The 18,078-nt window shown below is 73.4% G+C and carries 16 protein-coding genes; 2 read left to right on the top strand and 14 right to left on the bottom strand.

The genetic code is table 11. The features are described 5' to 3' along the window. Window positions 1–127: 127 nt before the first annotated feature. Window positions 128–1,297, bottom strand: coding sequence for an amidohydrolase/deacetylase family metallohydrolase (locus WFI16_RS17365; protein ID WP_419899099.1), 1,170 nt, complete (start codon window positions 1,295–1,297; stop codon window positions 128–130). Window positions 1,298–1,443: 146 nt separating this feature from the next. On the opposite strand from WFI16_RS17365, the gene WFI16_RS17360 reads away from it, so the two are divergent. Further along, window positions 1,444–2,232: a hypothetical protein gene (locus tag WFI16_RS17360; protein WP_419899098.1), complete on the top strand. Its 789-nt coding sequence runs from the start codon at window positions 1,444–1,446 to the stop codon at window positions 2,230–2,232. Here WFI16_RS17360 and WFI16_RS17355 read toward each other — a convergent pair. Beyond that, window positions 2,229–2,816, bottom strand: a complete 588-nt coding sequence (locus WFI16_RS17355) for a TetR/AcrR family transcriptional regulator (protein ID WP_419899097.1) — start codon at window positions 2,814–2,816, stop codon at window positions 2,229–2,231. The two genes, WFI16_RS17360 and WFI16_RS17355, sit on opposite strands and share 4 nt — an antisense overlap. Window positions 2,817–2,915: 99 nt before the next feature. Here WFI16_RS17355 and WFI16_RS17350 point away from each other — a divergent pair, with 99 nt between their 5' ends. Further along, window positions 2,916–3,653, top strand: a complete 738-nt coding sequence (locus tag WFI16_RS17350; protein WP_419899096.1) for a 3-oxoacyl-ACP reductase family protein — start codon at window positions 2,916–2,918, stop codon at window positions 3,651–3,653. Window positions 3,654–3,920: 267 nt separating this feature from the next. Here WFI16_RS17350 and WFI16_RS17345 read toward each other — a convergent pair whose 3' ends face one another. From WFI16_RS17345 to WFI16_RS17290, 12 genes are all read right to left on the bottom strand, one after another. Next, the gene (locus WFI16_RS17345) at window positions 3,921–4,271 is read right to left on the bottom strand and encodes an ArsR/SmtB family transcription factor (RefSeq protein WP_419899095.1); all 351 of its coding nucleotides are present in this window, start codon (window positions 4,269–4,271) and stop codon (window positions 3,921–3,923) included. 6 nt (window positions 4,272–4,277) lie between these two features. Beyond that, complete coding sequence (gene cydX / locus WFI16_RS17340) at window positions 4,278–4,388, bottom strand: cytochrome bd-I oxidase subunit CydX (protein WP_419899094.1); 111 nt, start codon at window positions 4,386–4,388, stop codon at window positions 4,278–4,280. Window positions 4,389–4,417: 29 nt separating this feature from the next. Further along, window positions 4,418–5,569 carry a cytochrome d ubiquinol oxidase subunit II gene (cydB, locus tag WFI16_RS17335; protein WP_419899093.1) on the bottom strand — a complete coding sequence of 384 codons (1,152 nt, stop codon included), beginning with the start codon at window positions 5,567–5,569 and terminating at the stop codon, window positions 4,418–4,420. A 7-nt stretch (window positions 5,570–5,576) separates the two neighbouring features. Further along, on the bottom strand, window positions 5,577–7,163 hold the full coding sequence (locus WFI16_RS17330) for a cytochrome ubiquinol oxidase subunit I (RefSeq protein ID WP_419899092.1): 1,587 nt from the start codon (window positions 7,161–7,163) through the stop codon (window positions 5,577–5,579). Between the two features lie 87 nt (window positions 7,164–7,250). Then, on the bottom strand, window positions 7,251–8,930 hold the full coding sequence (locus WFI16_RS17325; protein WP_419899091.1) for an ATP-binding cassette domain-containing protein: 1,680 nt from the start codon (window positions 8,928–8,930) through the stop codon (window positions 7,251–7,253). Beyond that, window positions 8,927–10,657, bottom strand: coding sequence for a thiol reductant ABC exporter subunit CydD (gene cydD / locus WFI16_RS17320; RefSeq protein WP_419899090.1), 1,731 nt, complete (start codon window positions 10,655–10,657; stop codon window positions 8,927–8,929). Before cydD ends, WFI16_RS17325 begins: the two co-directional genes overlap by 4 nt. Before the next feature lie 324 nt (window positions 10,658–10,981). After that, complete coding sequence (gene cysG, locus WFI16_RS17315) at window positions 10,982–12,313, bottom strand: siroheme synthase CysG (protein WP_419899089.1); 1,332 nt, start codon at window positions 12,311–12,313, stop codon at window positions 10,982–10,984. Window positions 12,314–12,461: 148 nt separating this feature from the next. Beyond that, window positions 12,462–14,615, bottom strand: a complete 2,154-nt coding sequence (locus WFI16_RS17310) for a response regulator (protein WP_419899088.1) — start codon at window positions 14,613–14,615, stop codon at window positions 12,462–12,464. A gap of 174 nt (window positions 14,616–14,789) precedes the next feature. Next, complete coding sequence (locus tag WFI16_RS17305; RefSeq protein ID WP_419899087.1) at window positions 14,790–15,446, bottom strand: ABC transporter ATP-binding protein; 657 nt, start codon at window positions 15,444–15,446, stop codon at window positions 14,790–14,792. Continuing rightward, window positions 15,433–16,203 (bottom strand): ABC transporter ATP-binding protein, encoded by a 771-nt coding sequence (locus tag WFI16_RS17300; RefSeq protein WP_419899086.1) that lies wholly within the window; start codon window positions 16,201–16,203, stop codon window positions 15,433–15,435. Before WFI16_RS17300 ends, WFI16_RS17305 begins: the two co-directional genes overlap by 14 nt. Continuing rightward, window positions 16,200–17,141 (bottom strand): branched-chain amino acid ABC transporter permease, encoded by a 942-nt coding sequence (locus WFI16_RS17295; protein WP_419899085.1) that lies wholly within the window; start codon window positions 17,139–17,141, stop codon window positions 16,200–16,202. The genes WFI16_RS17300 and WFI16_RS17295 overlap by 4 nt, the downstream gene beginning before the upstream one ends. Next, the gene (locus WFI16_RS17290; protein ID WP_419899084.1) at window positions 17,138–18,073 is read right to left on the bottom strand and encodes a branched-chain amino acid ABC transporter permease; all 936 of its coding nucleotides are present in this window, start codon (window positions 18,071–18,073) and stop codon (window positions 17,138–17,140) included. Before WFI16_RS17290 ends, WFI16_RS17295 begins: the two co-directional genes overlap by 4 nt. Between the last annotated feature and the right edge of the window lie 5 nt (window positions 18,074–18,078).

The following is an 18,078-nucleotide window of genomic DNA, read 5'->3' as shown; positions in this document are numbered from 1 at the left end:
GGCTACAATCAAGAGGGTCGGTTGAGGTTTCGCCAGATGGCAACATTTTGCGGTGAGGGGCGGGCGGGCTGAAACAAGAACGGGGCCGTAATGGCCCCGTTGACGCTCGTGCTGCCGGTGGCGGGGGTCAGAGGGTGCCGTGGATCGGCTCCTCGGGGCTGCGGCCATGCCACCAGCGGCCATTGATCACCACGCCCTCGGCGACCAGGCGCTGGCTGCCTTCCAGCCGCTCGCCGACCACGTCGACATAGTCGAAGCGGCCCTGGCGCAGCGACAGGATCGAGGCGTCGCCGATGCTGCCCGGCTTCAGCGTGCCGAGCTCGCGCCGCTGCAGCGCCGCCGCCGCCAGGTTGGTCGAGGCGGCGATGACCTCGGACAGCGGCACGCCCAGGCAGAGGAATTTCGACAGGGTGGTCACCTGGTCGAAGGCCGGCCCGGTGATGCAGAGCGAATGGACATCCGAGGAAATGGTGTCGGGCATGAAGCCATTGGCCAGCATGGCGCGTGCGGTCTTGAAGGAGAAGGAACCCTGGCCATGGCCGATATCGAACAGCACGCCGCGGTCGCGCGCCGCCAGCACCGCCTGCTTGACCTTGCCCTGGGCATTCACCGGGGAATTGGGGAAGGGGCGGAAGGCATGGGTCAGCACGTCGCCCGGCCGCATCTGGGCGATCACCTCCTCATAGCTCGGCGGCGGATGGTCGATATGCACCATCAGCGGCATGCCGACCTCGTCGGCTACCTGCAGCGCGATGTTCAGCGGCACCGCGCCCGAGGTGCCGGAGGAATGCCGCCCGACGCGCACCTTGATGCCAACGATGACGTCGCGGTTGGCGTCCGCCACCTGCACCGCCTCGATCGGGTTCATCAGGCGCAGCTCCTCGCTCTCGCCCACCATGACGCGCTTGGAGAAGCCGAAGATGCCGGCATGCGAGACGTGGAGGTAGGCCAGGATGCGGACCTGGCTGCGCTCGATCACGTGGCGGCGGAAGCCGGCGAAATTGCCGGGGCCGGCGCTGCCGGTGTCGACCGCGGTGGTCACCGCCGAGAGGCGGGCAAACTCTTCCGCGTTGACGCCCAGCGAGGTGCCGCCGTCATAGACATGGGTGTGCAGGTCGATCAGGCCGGGGGTGACGATCAGCCCGCTGACATCGCGCCGCTCGCAGCCGGGCGGCGCCTCGATGCCGGGCGCCAGCTTCGCCACCTTGCCGCCCGCGAAGGCGACATCCATCACCGCGTCGATCTTCTGCGACGGGTCGACCACCCGGCCGCCGGCCAGGATCAGGTCATAGGCCATCCGCTCGTCTCCCAGATTTCCATCAGTGAGCCTGCCACCCGTCGCGCTGCCTTCCAAGATGCGGGGAGTCGGGTGCCCCCCGGCCCGGGGCCGCGTCACGGGGGAATGATGCGACGCGGGCGGGGCCGTTTCCTATCCTGCGCTTCATGAAAACCGCTGCCCTTGCCGCCGCCTTGCTGACCCTGCCGCTCGCCGCCTGGGCCGCCGATCCCGCGCCCCCCTCGCCGCGCCAGGTCGAGGATGCCTTCTGCGCCCGCCGTGACGCCGGGGGCGCCTGCCGGCTGGCGGATGGCCAGGTGCTGTCCTTCTGGTGGGGCAGCCGGGTGACACTGCCGGCCGGTGGCGAGCTCTATCTGGGCCTGGCCACGGCGCAGCCGGCGCCGACCGGCGGTGTCGTCTTCACCGCCCCCGACGCCACCCTGCCGCTCTACCAGGCCAGCTTCCGCCGCGAGGGCGGCCGCTGGATCCCGGCCAGCCTGCAGGCCGGGATCGGCCGCATCGGCACCGGCGGCGCCGGCGGCGACGCGCCGCAGGTCGACGGGAAGGCGCCGCTGCGGCAGCACGCCCTGCCGGGCGGCGACCTGATCCTGGCGCTGCGCACCATCGCCAGCTTCCAGGGCAGCTCGATCTACGGCTTCGAGATCTTCCGGCTGGAGGCGGCGCGCAGCCAGTGGCGCCATGCCGGCACCATCCCCGGCGGCAGCGACAACGGCGCCGCCTGCGCCCCGCCGGAAAGCCCCTGCGTGACGCTGGAAGGGTCCCCGGCCTTCGACGCCGGCGCCGCCATGGCGCGGCCCGGCTGGCCCGTCATCGTCATGTCGCTGGACCGCAGCGAGGAGCGCGACGGCCGCCCCGTCACCCTCTCCGGCGCCGAGAGGAAGCGCTATGGCTACGACCCCGAGCGCGGCGCCTATCGCGAGCTCGGCGACAACTAGGGCCCGGGCCAGGCGGCCATGGCGACCTCGGCCATCGCCGCCAGGGCCGGCTGGGTGGCGCCGTCGCGCGCCTGCACCGACATGCCCTGCTGCACGCCGAGATAGAACCGCCCCAGCGCGGCGACATCGACCGTGGCGGGCAGCTCGCCTTCGGCCTGGGCGGCGGCCAGCCGGCTGGTGACCTTCTCCAGGATGGCGGCGCGCATCCCGGCCAGCAGCGCCTGCGCCTGGCAGGCCGCCGGCTCGCCTATATTGGCCAGCGTCACCATGCAGCCGCAGGCACCCTCGGCCAGCGTGCCGGCCGAATCCAGCAGCAGCGACCGGATCGCCGCGCGCGCCGTGGGCCCCGCGTCGAAGCCGCTCCAGATGCGCGGGCCGAAGCGCTCGCCATAGAGCGTCAGCGCCTCGGCATAGAGCGCCTCCTTGCTGCCGAAGGCGGCATAGAGGCTGGGCGAGCCGATCCCCATCGCCTGGCACAGCTCGGCCACCGAGGTGGCGCTGTAGCCGCGCCGCCAGAACAGCAGCATGGCCGCGGCCAGCGCGCGCTCGCGATCGAAGCTCCGGGGACGTCCGCGGTCGGCCATGGCACCTATTTCTCTGTCGATCGCTATATAATTCGCTTGACGGCGCGCCGCAACCGGCGCCAGGATTTCTGTATCGAACACCACAGAAAGACCCGACCCATGGACCTTCTCGGCAAGCGCGCCCTCGTCACCGGCGGCTCGCGCGGCATCGGCGCCGCCATCGCCCGCGAGCTGGCGCGCCGCGGCGCCGATGTCGCGATCACCTATGTCAGCTCGCCGGAGCGTGCCGGCGCGGTGGCGCAGGAGATCGAGGGACTTGGCCGCCGCGCCCTGGCCATCGCCGCCGACAGCGCCGACCCGGCCGCCATCCGCCGCTCGGTGGAGGCGGCGGTGGCCGGGCTCGGCGGCCTCGACATCCTGGTCAACAATGCCGGCGTCGCCCGCGGCGGCCCGCTGGAATCGATGCGGCTGGAGGACATCGACGCCCTCATCGACGTCAACATCCGCGGCGTGGTGCTGGCGATCCAGGCCGCCATCCCGCATCTGTCGCAGGGCGGCCGCATCATCAGCATCGGCTCCTGCCTGGCCGAGCGCGTGGCCCTGCCCGGCATCAGCGTCTATTCGATGAGCAAGTCGGCGCTGATCTCGCTGACGCGCGGCCTGGCCCGCGACCTCGGGCCGCGCGGCATCACGGTGAACCTGGTCCATCCCGGCCCGACCGACACCGACATGAACCCCGCCGCCGGACCCCAGGCCGATGCCCAGCGCGCTGGCACCGCGCTCGGCCATTACGGCAAGCCGGAAGACGTGGCCGCCGCCGTGGCCTATCTGGCCGGGCCGGGGGCGGCGCAGGTGACGGGGACGGGGATCGTCGTCGATGGCGGGCTGAACGCCTGACAGGGAAGACAGGGGCAGGCCAGGGGAAGGAATTCCCCTGGACCCCATCTTTTTTCTGATGACCGGCCTTTTGTCGCGCTGCGCCTCAGCGGGGCCGTCGCCCGGGCGTCACGGCGGGACGCCGTGACAGGAAACGCTGCGCCCTCCCAGGTCGCGCTTCTGCCGGGCCGTTTCACGTACTGTCGTCACGTGGACACGGCAGTCTGACAGAAAGAAGAAGGGGGTCTGGGGGAATTCATTCCCCCAGCCTGCCTCCCCGGCTTCCCGTCAGTTCACCACGACCGCCTCGGCATTCTCCTCGCCGCCCTGATAGATGTCGTGCAGCACGCCGAGCAGCCGCGCCACGCGCGGATCGGCGACGCGGTAGTGGATGGTCGTCCCGGCGCGGCGGGTGGCGACCAGCCCGTCCTCGCGCAGGCGCGCCAGGTGCTGCGACAGCGCCGGCTGCGACAGGCCGACGCGCTCGGCCAGACGGCCGACGGTGACCTCGCCCTCGCCGATCAGGTGGCAGAGCAGCAGCAGGCGGCGCTCATTGGCCAGCATGCGCAGCAGGTTGGCGGCCTCGGCGGCGTGGTTCTCGACATCGGCGAGGGGGTTGTGCAGATCAAGCATGTCCATGGCGCGTCATTCCTGCGGGGCGATCTCGCCGCGCTCCATCAGCTCGAACCACATCGCGTTCAGCACGGCGAAGGCGGCGGCGAGCGGCAGGCCGAGCAGCCAGGCGAAGTACCACATGGTCGTCGTTCCTTTCAGGAGGCGCGGGGTCAGTAGGCGTCGGAGCTGTCGCGCACGCTGGCCTCGCTGACCTTGCCCCAGAGCACCCGGTAGACCCAGGCGGTATAGGCCAGGATCAGCGGCAGGAAGAGGGCGGTCGCGACCAGCATGATGAACAGGGTGAGGTGCGAGGAGGAGCTGTCCCAGACCGTCAGGCTCGAGCGCGGGTCGAGCGAGGAGGGCAGCAGGAAGGGGAACATCGACAGCCCGGCGGTCGAGATGATGCCGAAGGTGGCGAGCTTCGAGCAGAGCAGCGTGCTGACCTCCCGCCCGGCGCGCAGGCCGAGGAAGGCGCCGAGGATACCGAGGAAGCCGGCGGCGGGCGCGATCAGCATCCAGGGATGGGCCGCGTAGTTGGCGAGCCAGCTGGCGCCGTCGCGGGTCACCTCCTTCAGCAGCGGCGCCGAGGGGCCGGCCGGGTCGATCGGGCTGGTGATGCGGTAGCCGCCGAGCCAGAGCCAGGTCAGCAGGCCGCAGAAGGCGAAGAGGCCGAGGGCGGCGAGTGCCGCGATGCTGCCATAGCGGCGGCCGCGCTGCGCCACCACGCCGCTGGCCTTCAGCGACAGCCAGGCGCCGCCATGCATCACCATCATCGACAGCGACAGCAGCCCGCAGAGCAGCGCGAAGGGGTTGAGCAGGCCGAAGAAGGAGCCCTCGTAGCGGATGCCGTATTCCTCGGTCAGGCGGAAGGGCACGCCCTGCAGCACGTTGCCGACGGCGACGCCGAAGATCAGCGCGGGGACGAAGCCGCCGGTGAACAGCGCCCAGTCCCAGGCGGCGCGCCAGCGCGGATCGTCGCGCTTGCCGCGATACTTGAAGCCCACGGGGCGCAGGATCAGCGCCGCCAGCACCACGAACATCGCCAGGTAGAAGCCCGAGAAGGACACCGCGTAGAGCGGCGGCCAGGCGGCGAAGATGGCGCCACCGCCGAGGATCAGCCAGACCTGGTTGCCTTCCCAGACCGGGCCGATGGTGTTGATGGCGACGCGGCGCTCCAGGTCGGTGCGGCCGACGAAGGGCAGCAGCGCGCCGACGCCGAGGTCGAAGCCGTCGGTGGCGGCGAAGCCGATCAGCAGCACGCCGAGCAGCACCCACCAGATCAGCCGGAGGGTCGGATAGTCGAGGAGTTCATGCAGGATCATGACACGCTCACTCCGCCGGCACGGCGCGCGGCGGCGCCTGTCCGGCCGACAGCAGGGGGGCGGGGGCGGGCAGCGGCTGCGGGCCCTTGGCGATCGCCTTCAGCATCAGCCCCATCTCGACGACGGCGAGGATGCTGTAGAACAGGGTGAAGCCGGCGATGGTAATCAGCACCTCGGTGACGCCCAGATGCGAGACCGCCATGGCGGTCGGCAGCACGCCCTCGATGATCCAGGGCTGGCGGCCGAATTCGGCGACGATCCAGCCCATCTCGGCGGCGATCCAGGGCAGCGGGATCGACCAGACGGCGACCCAGAGCAGCCAGCGATGGCGATCCAGCTTCCGCCGCGCCGACAGGAAGAAGAACACCGCCGTCAGCAGGATCATGTACATGCCGATGCCGACCATGACGCGGAAGGCCCAGAACAGCGAGGGCACATGCGGCACGGTGTCCCAGGCGGCCTTGGCGATCTGTTCCTCGGTCGCCTGGCGGGGATCGTCGACATAGCGGCGCAGCAGATAGGCATAGCCGAGCAGCCGGCCATTTTCTTCAAACGACGCGGTCACCTCGGGGGCGACGCCGGCGCCGCGCGCTGTTCGGATGGTCTGCAGCGCGTCGTATGCCAGAATACCCTGGCGGATGCGGGTCTCGGCGCGGAGCACGAGGTCCTTGATGCCCGGCACCTCGGTGGTCAGCGACCGCGTGGCGATCAGCCCCATCAGCGCCGGGATATGGATCGCGTAATGCGTCTCGCGCGCTTCCTGGTCGGGGAAGCCGAAGGCGGTGAAGGCGGCGGGCGCGGCCTCGGTCTCCCACATCGCCTCGACGGCGGCGAGCTTCATCTGCTGGTGCTCGGTCGCCAGATAGCCGCTCTCGTCGCCGAGCACGACGACCGAGAGCGAGGCGGCCAGGCCGAAGGAGGCGGCGACCGTCATCGAGCGGCGGGCCAGCGCCAGGTGGCGGCCCTTCAGCACATACCAGGCGGAGACGCCGAGCACGAAGAGCGAGGCGGTGACATAGCCGGCCGAGACGGTGTGGACGAACTTCGCCTGGGCCACGGGGTTGAAGACCACGGCCCAGAAGTCGGTGACCTCCATCCGCATGGTCTGCGGGTTGAAGGCGGCGCCGACCGGGTTCTGCATCCAGCCATTGGCGATCAGGATCCACAGCGCCGAGAGGTTGGAGCCGAGCGCCACCGCCCAGGTCGCCGCCAGGTGCCCAAGCCTGGAAAGCTTGTCCCAGCCGAAGAAGAACAGCCCGACGAAGGTGGCCTCCAGGAAGAAGGCCATCAGCCCCTCGATCGCCAGCGGCGCGCCGAAGATGTCGCCGACATAATGGCTGTAGTAGCTCCAGTTCATGCCGAACTGGAATTCCATGGTCAGCCCGGTGGCGACGCCGAGCACGAAGTTGATGCCGAACAGCGTGCCCCAGAAGCGGGTCATCTCCCGCCACACGGTGCGGCCGGTCATCACATAGACCGTCTCCATGATGGCGAGCAGGATCGACAACCCGATCGTCAGGGGCACGAAGAGGAAGTGGTAGAGGGCGGTCAGCGCGAATTGCAGCCGCGATAGGGATACGACGTCCAGTTCCATCCGATGCCGCCGGGGGAGGGCCCCGGTGTCCTCTCGGTTGCGGCGCCGCGGGAGCACGGCGCCGGGTGGTTCAGCAGGAGGGCGGGTTCAGTCCGGCCGCAGCATCGCCAGGGTGGCGGCATAGCCCGCCTCCCCGCGGCGATGCTCGGCGACCAGGCGGCCGTCCTCGAGCAGCAGCAGGCGGTCGGCGAGCGCCGCTTCCCGCCGGATATGCGTGGCGATCAGCAGGCTGGCGGCGCCGGCGCGCGCAGCGATCCGCGCCAGCACCTCGCGCGCCAGCAGCGGGTCGAGGCCCTCGGTCGGCTCGTCCAGCAGCCAGAGCGGCGCGCCGCGCAGCAGCAGCCGGGCCAGCGACAGCCGCCGCGCCTGCCCGGCCGAGAGGCCGGTGCCGCCCTCGCCCAGCCGCGCCGCGAGGCCGCCGGGCAGGGCAGCGACCGTGCTCTCCAGCCCGGCATCGGCCAGCGCCTGCCACAGCGTGGCGTCGGGGGCGGCCGGGTCGGCGAGGCGCAGATTGTCGGCCAGGCTGTCCTGGAACAGCTCGCTGCGCTGGGTCATCAGGCAGGCGGGCAGGGCAGCCAGGCGGCCCTGCCAGGGGGCGAGCTCGCCGGCGGCCAGCGCCAGCAGGCTGGACTTGCCGGCACCGCTGGCGCCGATCACCGCGACCCGCTCGCCGGCGCGCAGCCGCAGCGACAGGCCGCGCAGCACCGGCGCCGCGGCGCCCGGATGGCCGGCGGTGACCGCTTCCAGCCGCAGCGATTCGCCGCGCGGCGGCAGCGGCAGGCCAGACGGCGGCGGCGCGGCGCTCAGGCGCGGCGCCAGGCGGCGGGCGGCCAGCAGCAGGCGGCCGAGCTCCACCGCGCCGCGCCGCAGCGCCCCAAAGGGCTCCAGCGCGGCGAAGGCGACCAGCAGCGCCATCGCCGCCTGCGGCACGGTGAGGGTGCCTTCCTCGACCAGGGCGCCGGCGGCGAGCAGCGTGCCGGCCAGCGCCAGGCTGCCGGCCAGGCCGAAGCCCAGGCCGGTGCGCGTCTCGATGCGGTGCAGCGCGTCCTCGGCCCCGGCCAGCCGGGCCTCGGCGGCCAGCACGGCGTCGCGCTGCGCCGGCAGCCGGCCGGCCAGCAGCAGCTCGGCCTGGCCGCCCAGCAGGTCGGTGGTGCGGGCGCGCAGCGCCTCGGCGGCATGGGCGCGGCGGCGGGCCGGGCGGCGCCCGGCGCGGGCGGCGGCGGCGGGCAGGCCGAGGCCTGCGGCCAGCAGCAGCGCCGCCAGGCCGAGGCCGAGCCCCGGATGCAGCAGGCCGAGCGCCAGGCCGGCGCCGGCGGTGACGCTCAGCGCCGCGCCCAGCGGCAGCAGCAGCCGCAGATAGAGCCCGTCCAGCGCATCGACATCGGCGGTCAGCCGGAACAGCAGCCGGGCGGGGCGGGCCAGCAGCTGGCGCGCGGCCATCGGTGCCGCCCAGCCGCGGAACAGTCTTTCGCGCAGCGCGGCGAGCACGGCGAGCGTCGCGTCATGGGTGACCAGCCGCTCGCCATAGCGGCCGGCGGTGCGGGCCAGCGCCAGGAAGCGGATGCCGGCGCCGGGGCGGAAGACGTCGAAGCCGATGGCGGCGCTGGCCGAGAGGCCAGCGAGCGCGGTCGCGGTGATGAACCAGCCGGACAGGCCGAGCAGCGCGACGCCGGCCAGCATCGTCGCCGCCGCCAGCCCAGCGCCGGCCAGCAGCGCGCGGCGCTGCGCCTGCCAGAAGATCGAGAGAACCGGAAGAAGCGTGTTCACAGCAGGACGATCCTGTCGAGGCGGGCGGCCAGCACCGGGTCGTGCGTCGCCAGCAGCAGGCTGCGCCCCTGGCACAGCGCCAGCAGCGTCTCGGTGGTGGCCGCGGCGGTGGCCGCGTCCAGATGCGCGGTGGGCTCGTCGGCGAGCACCAGGCTGGCCGCCGGATCGACCAGGGCGCGGGCCAGCGACAGGCGCAGCGCCTCGCCGCCGGAGAGGCCGAGCCCGGCCTCGCCGATGCCCTGCGGGCCGTGCCGTTCGGCGACGGCCGCCAGCCCCGCCAGATGCAGCGCGCGCTGGGCGGCGGCCGCGTCCAGGCCCGGCCGCTGCAGCGTCACGTTGCGCGCCAGCGAGGCGTTGAAGAAGAACGGCCGCTGGCCGACCCAGGCGATCTGCGCGCGGATCGAGGCCGGCGCCTCGGCCAGGTCGCGGCCGCCGATCAGCACACGGCCAGCCTCGGGGCAGGCCAGGCCCGCGATCACCGCCAGCAGGCTGGACTTGCCGATGCCGCTGGGGCCGAGCAGCGCGACATGCTCGCCGGGTGCCACGTCCAGGCCGAGATCGCTGAAGACGGGGGCCGCCGCCCCGGCATGGCGGAAGCGCAGCCGCTCGACCGTCACCGCCGGCGGCCGGGCGGCGAGGGCGGGGGTGGCCAGCGGGGCGACGAGCGGCGCGACCAGCCGGGCGGCGGGCTCGGGCGGTTCGGCGGCGGCGCGCAGCGCCCGCAGCGCCGCCTCGCCGGCGGCGCGGTCGTGCCAGGCGGCGGAGAGCTCGCGCAGCGGCTCGAAGAAGGCGGGCGCCAGCAGCAGCAGGAAGAAGCCTTCCGCCAGGCTCAGCCGGGCGCCCCAGGTGCCGAATTCCAGCTGGCCCAGCAGGTGGAAGCCGATCTGCACGGCGACGAGGGCGACGCCCAGCGCCGAGAACAGCTCGAGCACGGCGGAGGAGAGGAAGGCGATGCGCAGCACCGCCATGCTGCGCGCGCGCAGCGATTCCGCCTGGGCGCGCAGCCGCCGCGCGGTGGCATCCACCGCGCCCAGCGCGCGGATGCTGGCCAGCCCGCGCAGCCGGTCCAGCAGGAAGCCGTTCATGCCGCCGAGCTCGAGCATCTGCGCTTCCGAGGCGGCCTGGGCACGCCAGCCGATCAGCGCCATGAACAGCGGGATCAGCGGCGCCGCGACCAGCAGGCCGAGCGCCGAGAGCCAGGAGAAGGGCAGCACCGCCAGCAGGATGACCGGCGGCAGCAGGCTGGCGCGCAGCCGGGCGGTGCGGAAGCGCAGCAGGTAGGGCAGCACGGCATCGGCCTGCTCGGCGAGCAGGCTGGCCGCCGCGCCCGAGGCCGGCCGCGTCGCGTCCAGCGGCGAGCGGGCGGCGAGCGCGTCGAGCGCGCTGCCGCGCAGATCGGAGAGCAGCCGCCGGCTGCCGGCGAAGACCATCCGGCCGCCCAGCGCCTCCAGCCCGGCGCGCGCCGCGCCGAGCGCCAGCAGCAGCCCGGCCGGCAGCAGCATCGCCGCCAGCCCGGCGCCCGTGGCCAGGCGCTGCACCGCGCCGGCCAGGATCCAGGCCATCGGCAGCCAGAGCAGCGCGGCCAGGGCCTGCAGCAGCGCGCCCTGGCGGACCCGCCGGGGCAGCGCCTGGCGCGGCGCGCGGGCGGGCCTGGCCGCGGCGGCGACGGGCGGCGCGACGGCGGCGGCGGGCGCCGGCCGGGCCGGGGCCTCGACGAGGCGCCTCACCTGATGCTGATCCTGCAAGCCCACCGGCCTCTGTCCCTTCCTGACCAGCCCGGATTAGCGGCCCTCACCCCCCCGCGTCCTTGCGCTGCATCAAGTCCGGTACCGCCCGCTTATATAAAAAACGGTGCATGCTGCGGGCATGCGGGGACGGCGCCGGACGCGGTGGTCGTTCCGGGGTGGGATCGTCGATTCGCCTTGTGCTGCCGGGCCTGGCGGCCCTGCGCGGCGGCCGGTCCGGCCGGTGCCGCGCCGGCCCGTCCTCGCACGGGACGGGCCGGTGATCGACGTGGCAAACTGTCCACCCCGCGCCGGGGTGTCGCTCCGCTAGCGGGGCGCGACCGTCGCGCGCGCGCCGGGCAGGGCCGGGCTGCGGCCGCAGGCCTCGCCCAGCAGCAGCAGCGCCGGGCCGTCGCCCACCCAGCCGCCGGCCTCGTGCGCCACCTCGGCAAAGCTGCCCAGCAGCAGGCGCTGGTCGGGCGAGCCGCCGCGCTCGATGAAGGCAGCCGGCGTCGAGGGATCGGCGCCGGCGGCGACCAGCCCGGCGAAGAACTGCGGCAGGATCGTCGCGCCCATGTAGACGGCGATGGTCTGGCCGGGCCGGGCGAGCGCCGCGAAATCCACCGCCAGCCGGCCCTCGCGGCTCTGGCCGGCGACGAAGGTGACACTGCGCGCCGCCTCGCGATGGGTCAGCGGGATGCCGGCCTGGGCGGCGCAGGCCAGCGCCGCGGTGATGCCGGGCACCACCTCGAAGGCGATGCCGGCCTCGGCCAGCGCCTCGATCTCCTCGCCGCCGCGGCCGAAGATGAAGGGATCGCCGCCCTTCAGCCGCACCACCTTCCTGCCGCTGCGCGCCAGTTCGACCAGCAGGGCGTTGATGCGCTCCTGCGGCACCGGATGGCGGCCGCGCGCCTTGCCGACATCGATCCGCTCGGCATCGCGGCGGGCCAGGTCCAGCACGGCGGCCGAGACCAGGCGGTCATGCACGATCACATCGGCCTCGCCCATCAGCCGCAGCGCGCGGAGCGTCAGCAGGTCGGCCGCGCCCGGCCCGGCGCCGACCAGGTGGACCAGCCCCGTGGGGGCGGTCTCGGCGCGCGCCAGGGCGGCGGCGAAGGCGGCCTCGGCCTCGGCCTGGCGGCCTTCCTCGGCCAGCTGCGCCGGGCGGCCGGCCAGGACGCCCTCCAGGAAGCGGCGGCGCGCCGCGACATCCGGCAGCGCCTCGCGCAGCCGGCCGCGGAAGCGCTCGGCCAGCGCGGCGATGCGCCCGAGGCCGGGCGAGAGCACCGCCTCGACCCGCTGGCGGACCAGCCGGGCCAGCAGCGGCGCGGTGCCGGCGGTGCCGATCGCCACGGTCACCGGGTCGCGGTCGATGATGGCGGGGGTGATGAAGGAGGACAGCGCCGGCCGGTCGACCACGTTCACCGGGATGCCGCGCGCCTGGCAGGCGGCCGAGAGCGCGCGCAGCTCCGCCTCCGGCGCGCCGGCGGCGCAGGCCAGCGCCACGCCCTCCAGCAGCTCCGGCGAGAAGCGGGAGGCCTGGCGCAGCCGCGCGCCGGCGGCGGCGAGCAGCCGGGCCTTGGCCGCCAGCGCCTCGCCCCCGCCCAGCAGCAGCACGTCGCGGCCCTGCAGATCGAGGAAGAGCGGGAAATGGCGCATGCGCCGCTCCTTACGCCGCGTCCCGCCCCCAGGCCAAGGGCTTTGCTTTTGCCGGGGAAAATCCGTCGCGGGTACGTTGCGGAAACGCATCGTCCAGCGGTTGTCCACACCCCTGTCCACGGAATCTGTGGATTATTCTGAAGCGGCCCTAGGGGCGGGGCTGCGGCGACAGCAGCGTGGCGCAGCCGGCCAGCACCGCCTCCGGCGCCACCGGCTTGCGCAGCATGGTGAAGGCGCCGGCCTCGGCGACCTGGCGCAGCACCGCCGCATCGGCATCGCCCGGATGGCCGGTCAGCAGCAGGGCGGGCAGGCGCGGCTGGCGGGCGCGCACCGCCGCGACCAGCTGCAGCCCGTCCATCCCCGGCATCGCCAGGTCGGTGATCATCAGGTCGAAGGCGGCCTCGCGCGCCAGCAGCGCCAGGGCGTCGCGGCCGCCCTCCGCCTCGACCACCACCAGGCCGCGCTCGCGCAGCCATTCGGCGAGCAGCCGGCGCACCAGCGGCTCGTCATCGACCAGCAGCACGCGGGCGCCCTCCGGCAGCTCGGCCCCGGCCTGCGGCGGCGGGCTGCGGCGCAGCGTCGCCTCGTCCGCCTCGGGCAGCCAGAGGCTGACACGGGTGCCGCGGCCCGGCGCGCTGTCGATCGCCAGCGCGCCGCCCGACTGCTCGGCGAAGCCGGTGGCCATGGCGAGGCCGAGCCCGGTGCCCTGGTCCTTCGGCTTGGTGGTGAAGAAGGGCTCGGCCGCCTGGGCCAGCGTCGCCGCATCCATGCCCGTGCCGGTGTCGGTGACGTCGAGCCGCAGGTAGCGGCCGGGGGCGAGGCCGACCGGCAGGCCGAGGCGGACCTCGCCGACGTTCTCCAGCACGGCGCCCAGCACCAGCCGGCCGCCGCCCATCGGCCGCATGGCGTCGCGCGCATTGACCGCCAGGTTGATCAGCACCGCCTCGAGCTGGCCGCGATCGGCCATCGCCGGCGGCAGGCCGGGGGCCACCGCCAGCCGCACCTCGACGATGGCGCCCAGCGTGTGGCTCAGCACCTCGCGCAGGCCCTCCATCAGCGGCGCCATCTCGATCGCCTCGGCGCGCAGCTGGCCGCGGCGGGCGAAGGCGAGCAGCCGCTGGGTCACCGAGGCGCCGCGCTCGCCGGCGCTGATCACCATCTCGGCCAGCTTGCGGATGCCGGGATCGGTGGTGCGGCGGGCGATCAGCTTGGCGCCGCCGAGCGCCGCCTGCAGCACGTTGTTGAAGTCGTGCGCGATGCCGCCGGCCAGCCGCCCGAGCGATTCCATGCGCTGCGCATGCGCCAGCCGCTCCAGCACGTTCTCGCGGTCGCGCCGGGCCTGCAGCAGGTCCTGCTGGGTCCGCCCATGCTCCAGCCAGACGAGGAACAGGGCGATGGCGGCCAGCAGCAGCAGGCTGATCGCCGCCGCGGCGGCCGAGATGGAGGGCATGACGAAGCCGATCGAGGCGAGCTCGGTGGCGGCGTTCAGCGACAGCTCGACCACCAGCGGCACCGCCTCCAGCGACTGGTAGCCGATCAGCCGCAGCCCGCCCGGGCCGGCCGCCTCGGCACGGCCGTTCGGCGACTGCCGCAGCGCGCGGCGCAGCGGGTCGTCGGCCTCGAGCCGCAGGCCGAGCTCGCTGTCGGCCTCGCTGTCGGCGATCACCACGCCATCCTGGCGCAGGACGCGGATGCGGCGGCCCGTGCCGAGCTGCAGCTCCTGCAGGGCGCGGACCAGGGCGACCGGGTCGAGCGAGACCACGGCGACGCCGGCGAAGCGGCCGGCGTCGTCGTCGATGCGGCGGGCGACCTGGACGCTCCATTGCGCGCTGGTGCGGCCGATCAGCGGCACGCTGATGAAGGGCCGGTGGTCCCCGGCGTCGCGCGGCCCGTTGAAATGCGGCCGGTCGGCCAGGCTGACCGGAACCCAGCCCGGCACCGAGGACCAGACCAGCATGCCGTCGGGCGCGATGACGCCGATCTGGCGGACGCCGAAGCGGGCCTGCTCGACGATGGCGCGGAACTGCGCCTCGATCGCCGCCGCCGCCTGGCGCTGGCCGCCGGCGAGCAGGCGCTGGCGGGCCTCGGCCTGCTCGTGCATGCCGTCGATCGCCTCGAAGCTGCGCAGCAGCATCTGCTCGACGGCGCGGGAGGCGATCTCGGCGCGGTCCAGGGCGCTGTCCACGGCCTGGTTCTGCACATGGCGGATGTGCCACCAGGCGGCGCCGCCCACGGCGAGCGAACAGGCAGCCCAGAAAGCCAGGGCCAGCAACCAGGTCAGGCGACGCGACAGGCCGGTCATAGGGGTGGCAATTTTCCTCGGCCGCAACGGCACAGGGCCGCCCTTATAGGCCGTCCGGCTGAAGCGCGACAGCAGGGCGCGGGCCCCGGCGGGCGCCGGCGCCCGGCGCGGCCGCAGGAGGAGGCCAGCCGAAAGGCGGCACGGGGGGAGAAGACCGGCTCCCCCCGGCTTGCATCACAAAGCCGCGATCTCGCCGCGCTCGATGACGAAGGTGGTGTCGACCAGCGGGCGGAGCAGCTCCGGGCTGCTCTCGGTGATCAGGATGGCGACATCGGGCAGCGCCTCGCGCAGCCGGGCCAGCGCCTCGGCGTAGCGCAGGGCGAGCGCCGGGGCGAGGCCCTGGAAGGGCTCGTCCAGCAGCACCGCGCGGCTGCCCACCATCAGCGCGCGGCCGAGCGCCACCATCTTGCCCTGGCCGCCGGAGAGCCCGGCCGCCTTGCGCGGGGCGAAACCGCGCAGCTCCGGCAGCAGGTCGTAGACCGCCTCCAGCCGGCGGGCGAGCTCGGCCTTCGGCAGGCCGAGAACCTCGGCCGGCAGCAGCAGGTTCTCCTGCACGGTGAAGCTGCCGAACAGCCGGCGCTCCTCCGGCGCATAGCCGATGCCCAGCGCCGTGCGCCGGTGGGCGGGGATGCGGGCGCAGTCCTGCCCGTCGACGGCGATGCGGCCGCCCTGCAGCGGCAGCAGCCCCATCAGCGCGCGCAGCGTGGTGGTCTTGCCGGCGCCGTTGCGGCCGATCAGCGCGACGCGCCCGCCCGGCGGCACCGCCAGCGAGACCGAGCGCAGCACCGAGGCCCCGGCGATATCGACCGAGACGCCTTCAAGTCGGAGCATGCAGCGCCTCCTGCGGCAGCTCGCCGATCACGTCACGGCGCACCTGCGGGTCGTTGAGCACGGTCTGCGGGTCGCCCAGCGCCATGATGCGGCCCTGGCCCCAGACGGCGACGCGGTCGGCGAAGCGGGCGACCACCTCCATGTCGTGCTCGACGAAGACGGCGGTGACGCGGGAGGCGCGCAGCACGCGGACCAGGGTCTCCACCACGCCCATCTTGTCGGCCGCCGCCACGCCGCTGGTCGGCTCGTCCATCAGCAGCAGGCGTGGACGCAGGGCGACCGCCATGGCGATGTCGGCCAGCTTGCGGGCGCCCTCGTTCAGCGCGTCGGCGCGGCGGTCGGCAACCGGGCCGAGGCCGAAGCGGTCGAGCAGGGCCTCGGCCTCCTGGCGGATCGAGGGGCGCATCAGCGGCGCGAAGGCCGACCAGATGCCCTGGCGGGCGGCGACGGCGAGGGCCGCGTTCTCCAGCACCGTGTGCTCGGTGAAGAGCTGCGGCAGCTGGAAGGAGCGGCCGATGCCGAGCGCCACGATCTTCCGGGGCGACATGCCGAGGATCGGCTTCCCGTCGAAGGCGATGCTGCCGGCCTGGGGTTTGAGGTATCCCGTGGTCATATTGATAAAAGTGGTCTTGCCGGCGCCGTTCGGGCCGATGATGGCGAGGAACTCGCCCTCCATGACGTCGAGGTCGATGCCATCGGCCGCCTTCAGCCCGCCGAAGGCGAGCTTCAGGCCGCGGGCGGAGAGCAGCGCGCTCATGCCGTCTTCCTCCGCGACAGCAGCGATTTCCCCATGCCCCAGAGCCCGCCGGGGGCGAAGAGGATGACCAGCAGCAGCACGCTGCCGAGGATCAGCTGCCAGGCATCGGCGACCAGCGCCGCGGCATAGACGCGGGTCAGCTCGAAGGCGACGGCGCCGATGACGGGGCCGAAGACCGAGCCCGCGCCGCCCAGGATGGCGATGAAGACCAGCTCGCCCGAGGCGGTCCAATAGGCCAGCGCCGGGGTGACCAGGCGGGTGGTCATGGCCAGCACCGCGCCGCCGCAGCCGGCCATCAGGGCGGCCAGCACATAGGCGGCGAGCAGCACGCGCCGCGCCGGGACGCCGAGGAACTCGAGCCTTGTCTCGCGCGTCTTGATGCCGGCCAGCGCCTGGCCCATCGGCGAGCCGAGGTAGATGCGCACCAAAGCCCCGAAGCCCAGCGCCAGGACCACCGCCAGGATCAGCAGCACCCAGCCCTGGAATTCCCCTTCGAGCGGCATGCCGGCGAAGCGCAGCGGCGGCAGCCGCATGCCGTCGGTGCCATGGGTGATCGAGTAGAACTTCTCCAGCAGCGAATAGAAAACCATGCTGAGGGCGAGGTTCAGCATGCCGAAGAAGATCTCGCGGTAGCGCACCACGAAGAGGCCGACCACCAGCCCGACCAGCGCCGAGGCGATGGCGGCGACCGGCAGCAGGATCAGCGCCTCGGGGATCAGCATGGCGGTGAAGGCCGCCGTATAGGCCGCCAGCGCCAAATAGAGGGCATGGCCGAAGCTGACCTGGCCGGCGCGCAGCAGCAGCAGGATGCCGAAGACCGCCAGCGACTTGGCCAAGGCCACGGTGAGCACGAAGCGCAGCCAGGGCACCGCCCAGGCCAGCACGAGCAGCAGCACGGCGCCGAGCAGCGCCAGCAGCAATTCCTGGGTGCGGGTCATATGCGCCGGGTCTCCGCCACGCCGAACAGGCCCTGCGGCCGCACCAGCAGCACCGCCAGCATGATGACATAGGGGATGACCACCTCGAGCTCCGGCTCGAGATAGACGGCGAAGGAGCGCCCCAGCCCGATCAGCAGGGCGGCGACCGCGGCCCCCTCGATCTGCCCAAGGCCGGCGGTGGCGACCACGGCAAAGGACAGGACGATGGTCTGGGCGCCGACGCCCGGCACCAGCGAGACGGTGGGCGAGGCGAGGGCGCCACCCAGCGCCGCCAGCGCCGCGCCGGCGGTGAAGGTCAGCAGCGTGACTTTCGCCGCGTCGATGCCCATGGCGCGGGCGGCTTCGCGGTCGGTGGTCACCGCCACGATCATGCGCCCCGCCAGCGTCCGCCGCAGGAACCAGGCGAGGCCGACCAGGGTGGTCAGCGCAATGCCCGGCAGCACATAGAGCTGGTAGGCATTGAACGGGATGACATCGCCGCCGAAGGGAATGTCGATGGTGCCGAGCAGGCGGACCGGCGCGTCGGAGACCACCGGCTGCACGCCCCAGACCAGCTTCTGCAGATCCTCGAGGATCATGAACAGGGCAAAGGTGACCAGCAGCTGCAGCACCGGCTCATGGTCCTGCATGCGGCGCAGCAGCAGCCGCTCGATCGGCGGGCCGAGCAGCGCGCCGACCAGCGCGGCGGCGACGACGAGCGCCGGATAGGCAAGGAAGTCAGGCAATCCCAGGCTGGACAGGAAGAGACCCAGCGAGGCGGCGCTGTAGCCGCCGATGGCATAGAGGCTGCCATGGGCGATGTTCAGCACGCGCAGCACGCCGAAGACGAGGTTGAGACCGACCGCCACCATGAAGACCGCCGCGGCATAGGACAGGCCGTCCAATGCCGCGAGGCCCACCAGCAGCCCGTTCTCGGAGAACCAGGCACCCATCAGCG

The sequence above is a fragment of the Roseomonas sp. USHLN139 genome, from assembly GCF_037145735.1.
Classification (GTDB): Bacteria; Pseudomonadota; Alphaproteobacteria; order Acetobacterales; family Acetobacteraceae; genus Pseudoroseomonas.
The sequence above is the reverse complement of the archived record's forward strand: the minus strand, read 5'-3'. Positions and strand labels throughout refer to the sequence as shown.

Bases quoted from the DNA above. Each gene is read 5' to 3' on its own strand.
- WFI16_RS17365 (WP_419899099.1), bottom strand. From the start codon at position 1,297: ATGGCCTATGACCTGATCCTGGCCGGCGGCCGGGTGGTCGACCCGTCG.
- WFI16_RS17360 (WP_419899098.1), top strand. From the start codon at position 1,444: ATGAAAACCGCTGCCCTTGCCGCCGCCTTGCTGACCCTGCCGCTCGCC.
- WFI16_RS17355 (WP_419899097.1), bottom strand. From the start codon at position 2,816: ATGGCCGACCGCGGACGTCCCCGGAGCTTCGATCGCGAGCGCGCGCTG.
- WFI16_RS17350 (WP_419899096.1), top strand. From the start codon at position 2,916: ATGGACCTTCTCGGCAAGCGCGCCCTCGTCACCGGCGGCTCGCGCGGC.
- WFI16_RS17345 (WP_419899095.1), bottom strand. From the start codon at position 4,271: ATGGACATGCTTGATCTGCACAACCCCCTCGCCGATGTCGAGAACCAC.
- cydX (WP_419899094.1), bottom strand. From the start codon at position 4,388: ATGTGGTACTTCGCCTGGCTGCTCGGCCTGCCGCTCGCCGCCGCCTTC.
- cydB (WP_419899093.1), bottom strand. From the start codon at position 5,569: ATGATCCTGCATGAACTCCTCGACTATCCGACCCTCCGGCTGATCTGG.
- WFI16_RS17330 (WP_419899092.1), bottom strand. From the start codon at position 7,163: ATGGAACTGGACGTCGTATCCCTATCGCGGCTGCAATTCGCGCTGACC.
- cysG (WP_419899089.1), bottom strand. From the start codon at position 12,313: ATGCGCCATTTCCCGCTCTTCCTCGATCTGCAGGGCCGCGACGTGCTG.
- WFI16_RS17310 (WP_419899088.1), bottom strand. From the start codon at position 14,615: ATGACCGGCCTGTCGCGTCGCCTGACCTGGTTGCTGGCCCTGGCTTTC.
- WFI16_RS17305 (WP_419899087.1), bottom strand. From the start codon at position 15,446: ATGCTCCGACTTGAAGGCGTCTCGGTCGATATCGCCGGGGCCTCGGTG.
- WFI16_RS17300 (WP_419899086.1), bottom strand. From the start codon at position 16,203: ATGAGCGCGCTGCTCTCCGCCCGCGGCCTGAAGCTCGCCTTCGGCGGG.
- WFI16_RS17295 (WP_419899085.1), bottom strand. From the start codon at position 17,141: ATGACCCGCACCCAGGAATTGCTGCTGGCGCTGCTCGGCGCCGTGCTG.
- WFI16_RS17290 (WP_419899084.1), bottom strand. From the start codon at position 18,073: ATGGGTGCCTGGTTCTCCGAGAACGGGCTGCTGGTGGGCCTCGCGGCA.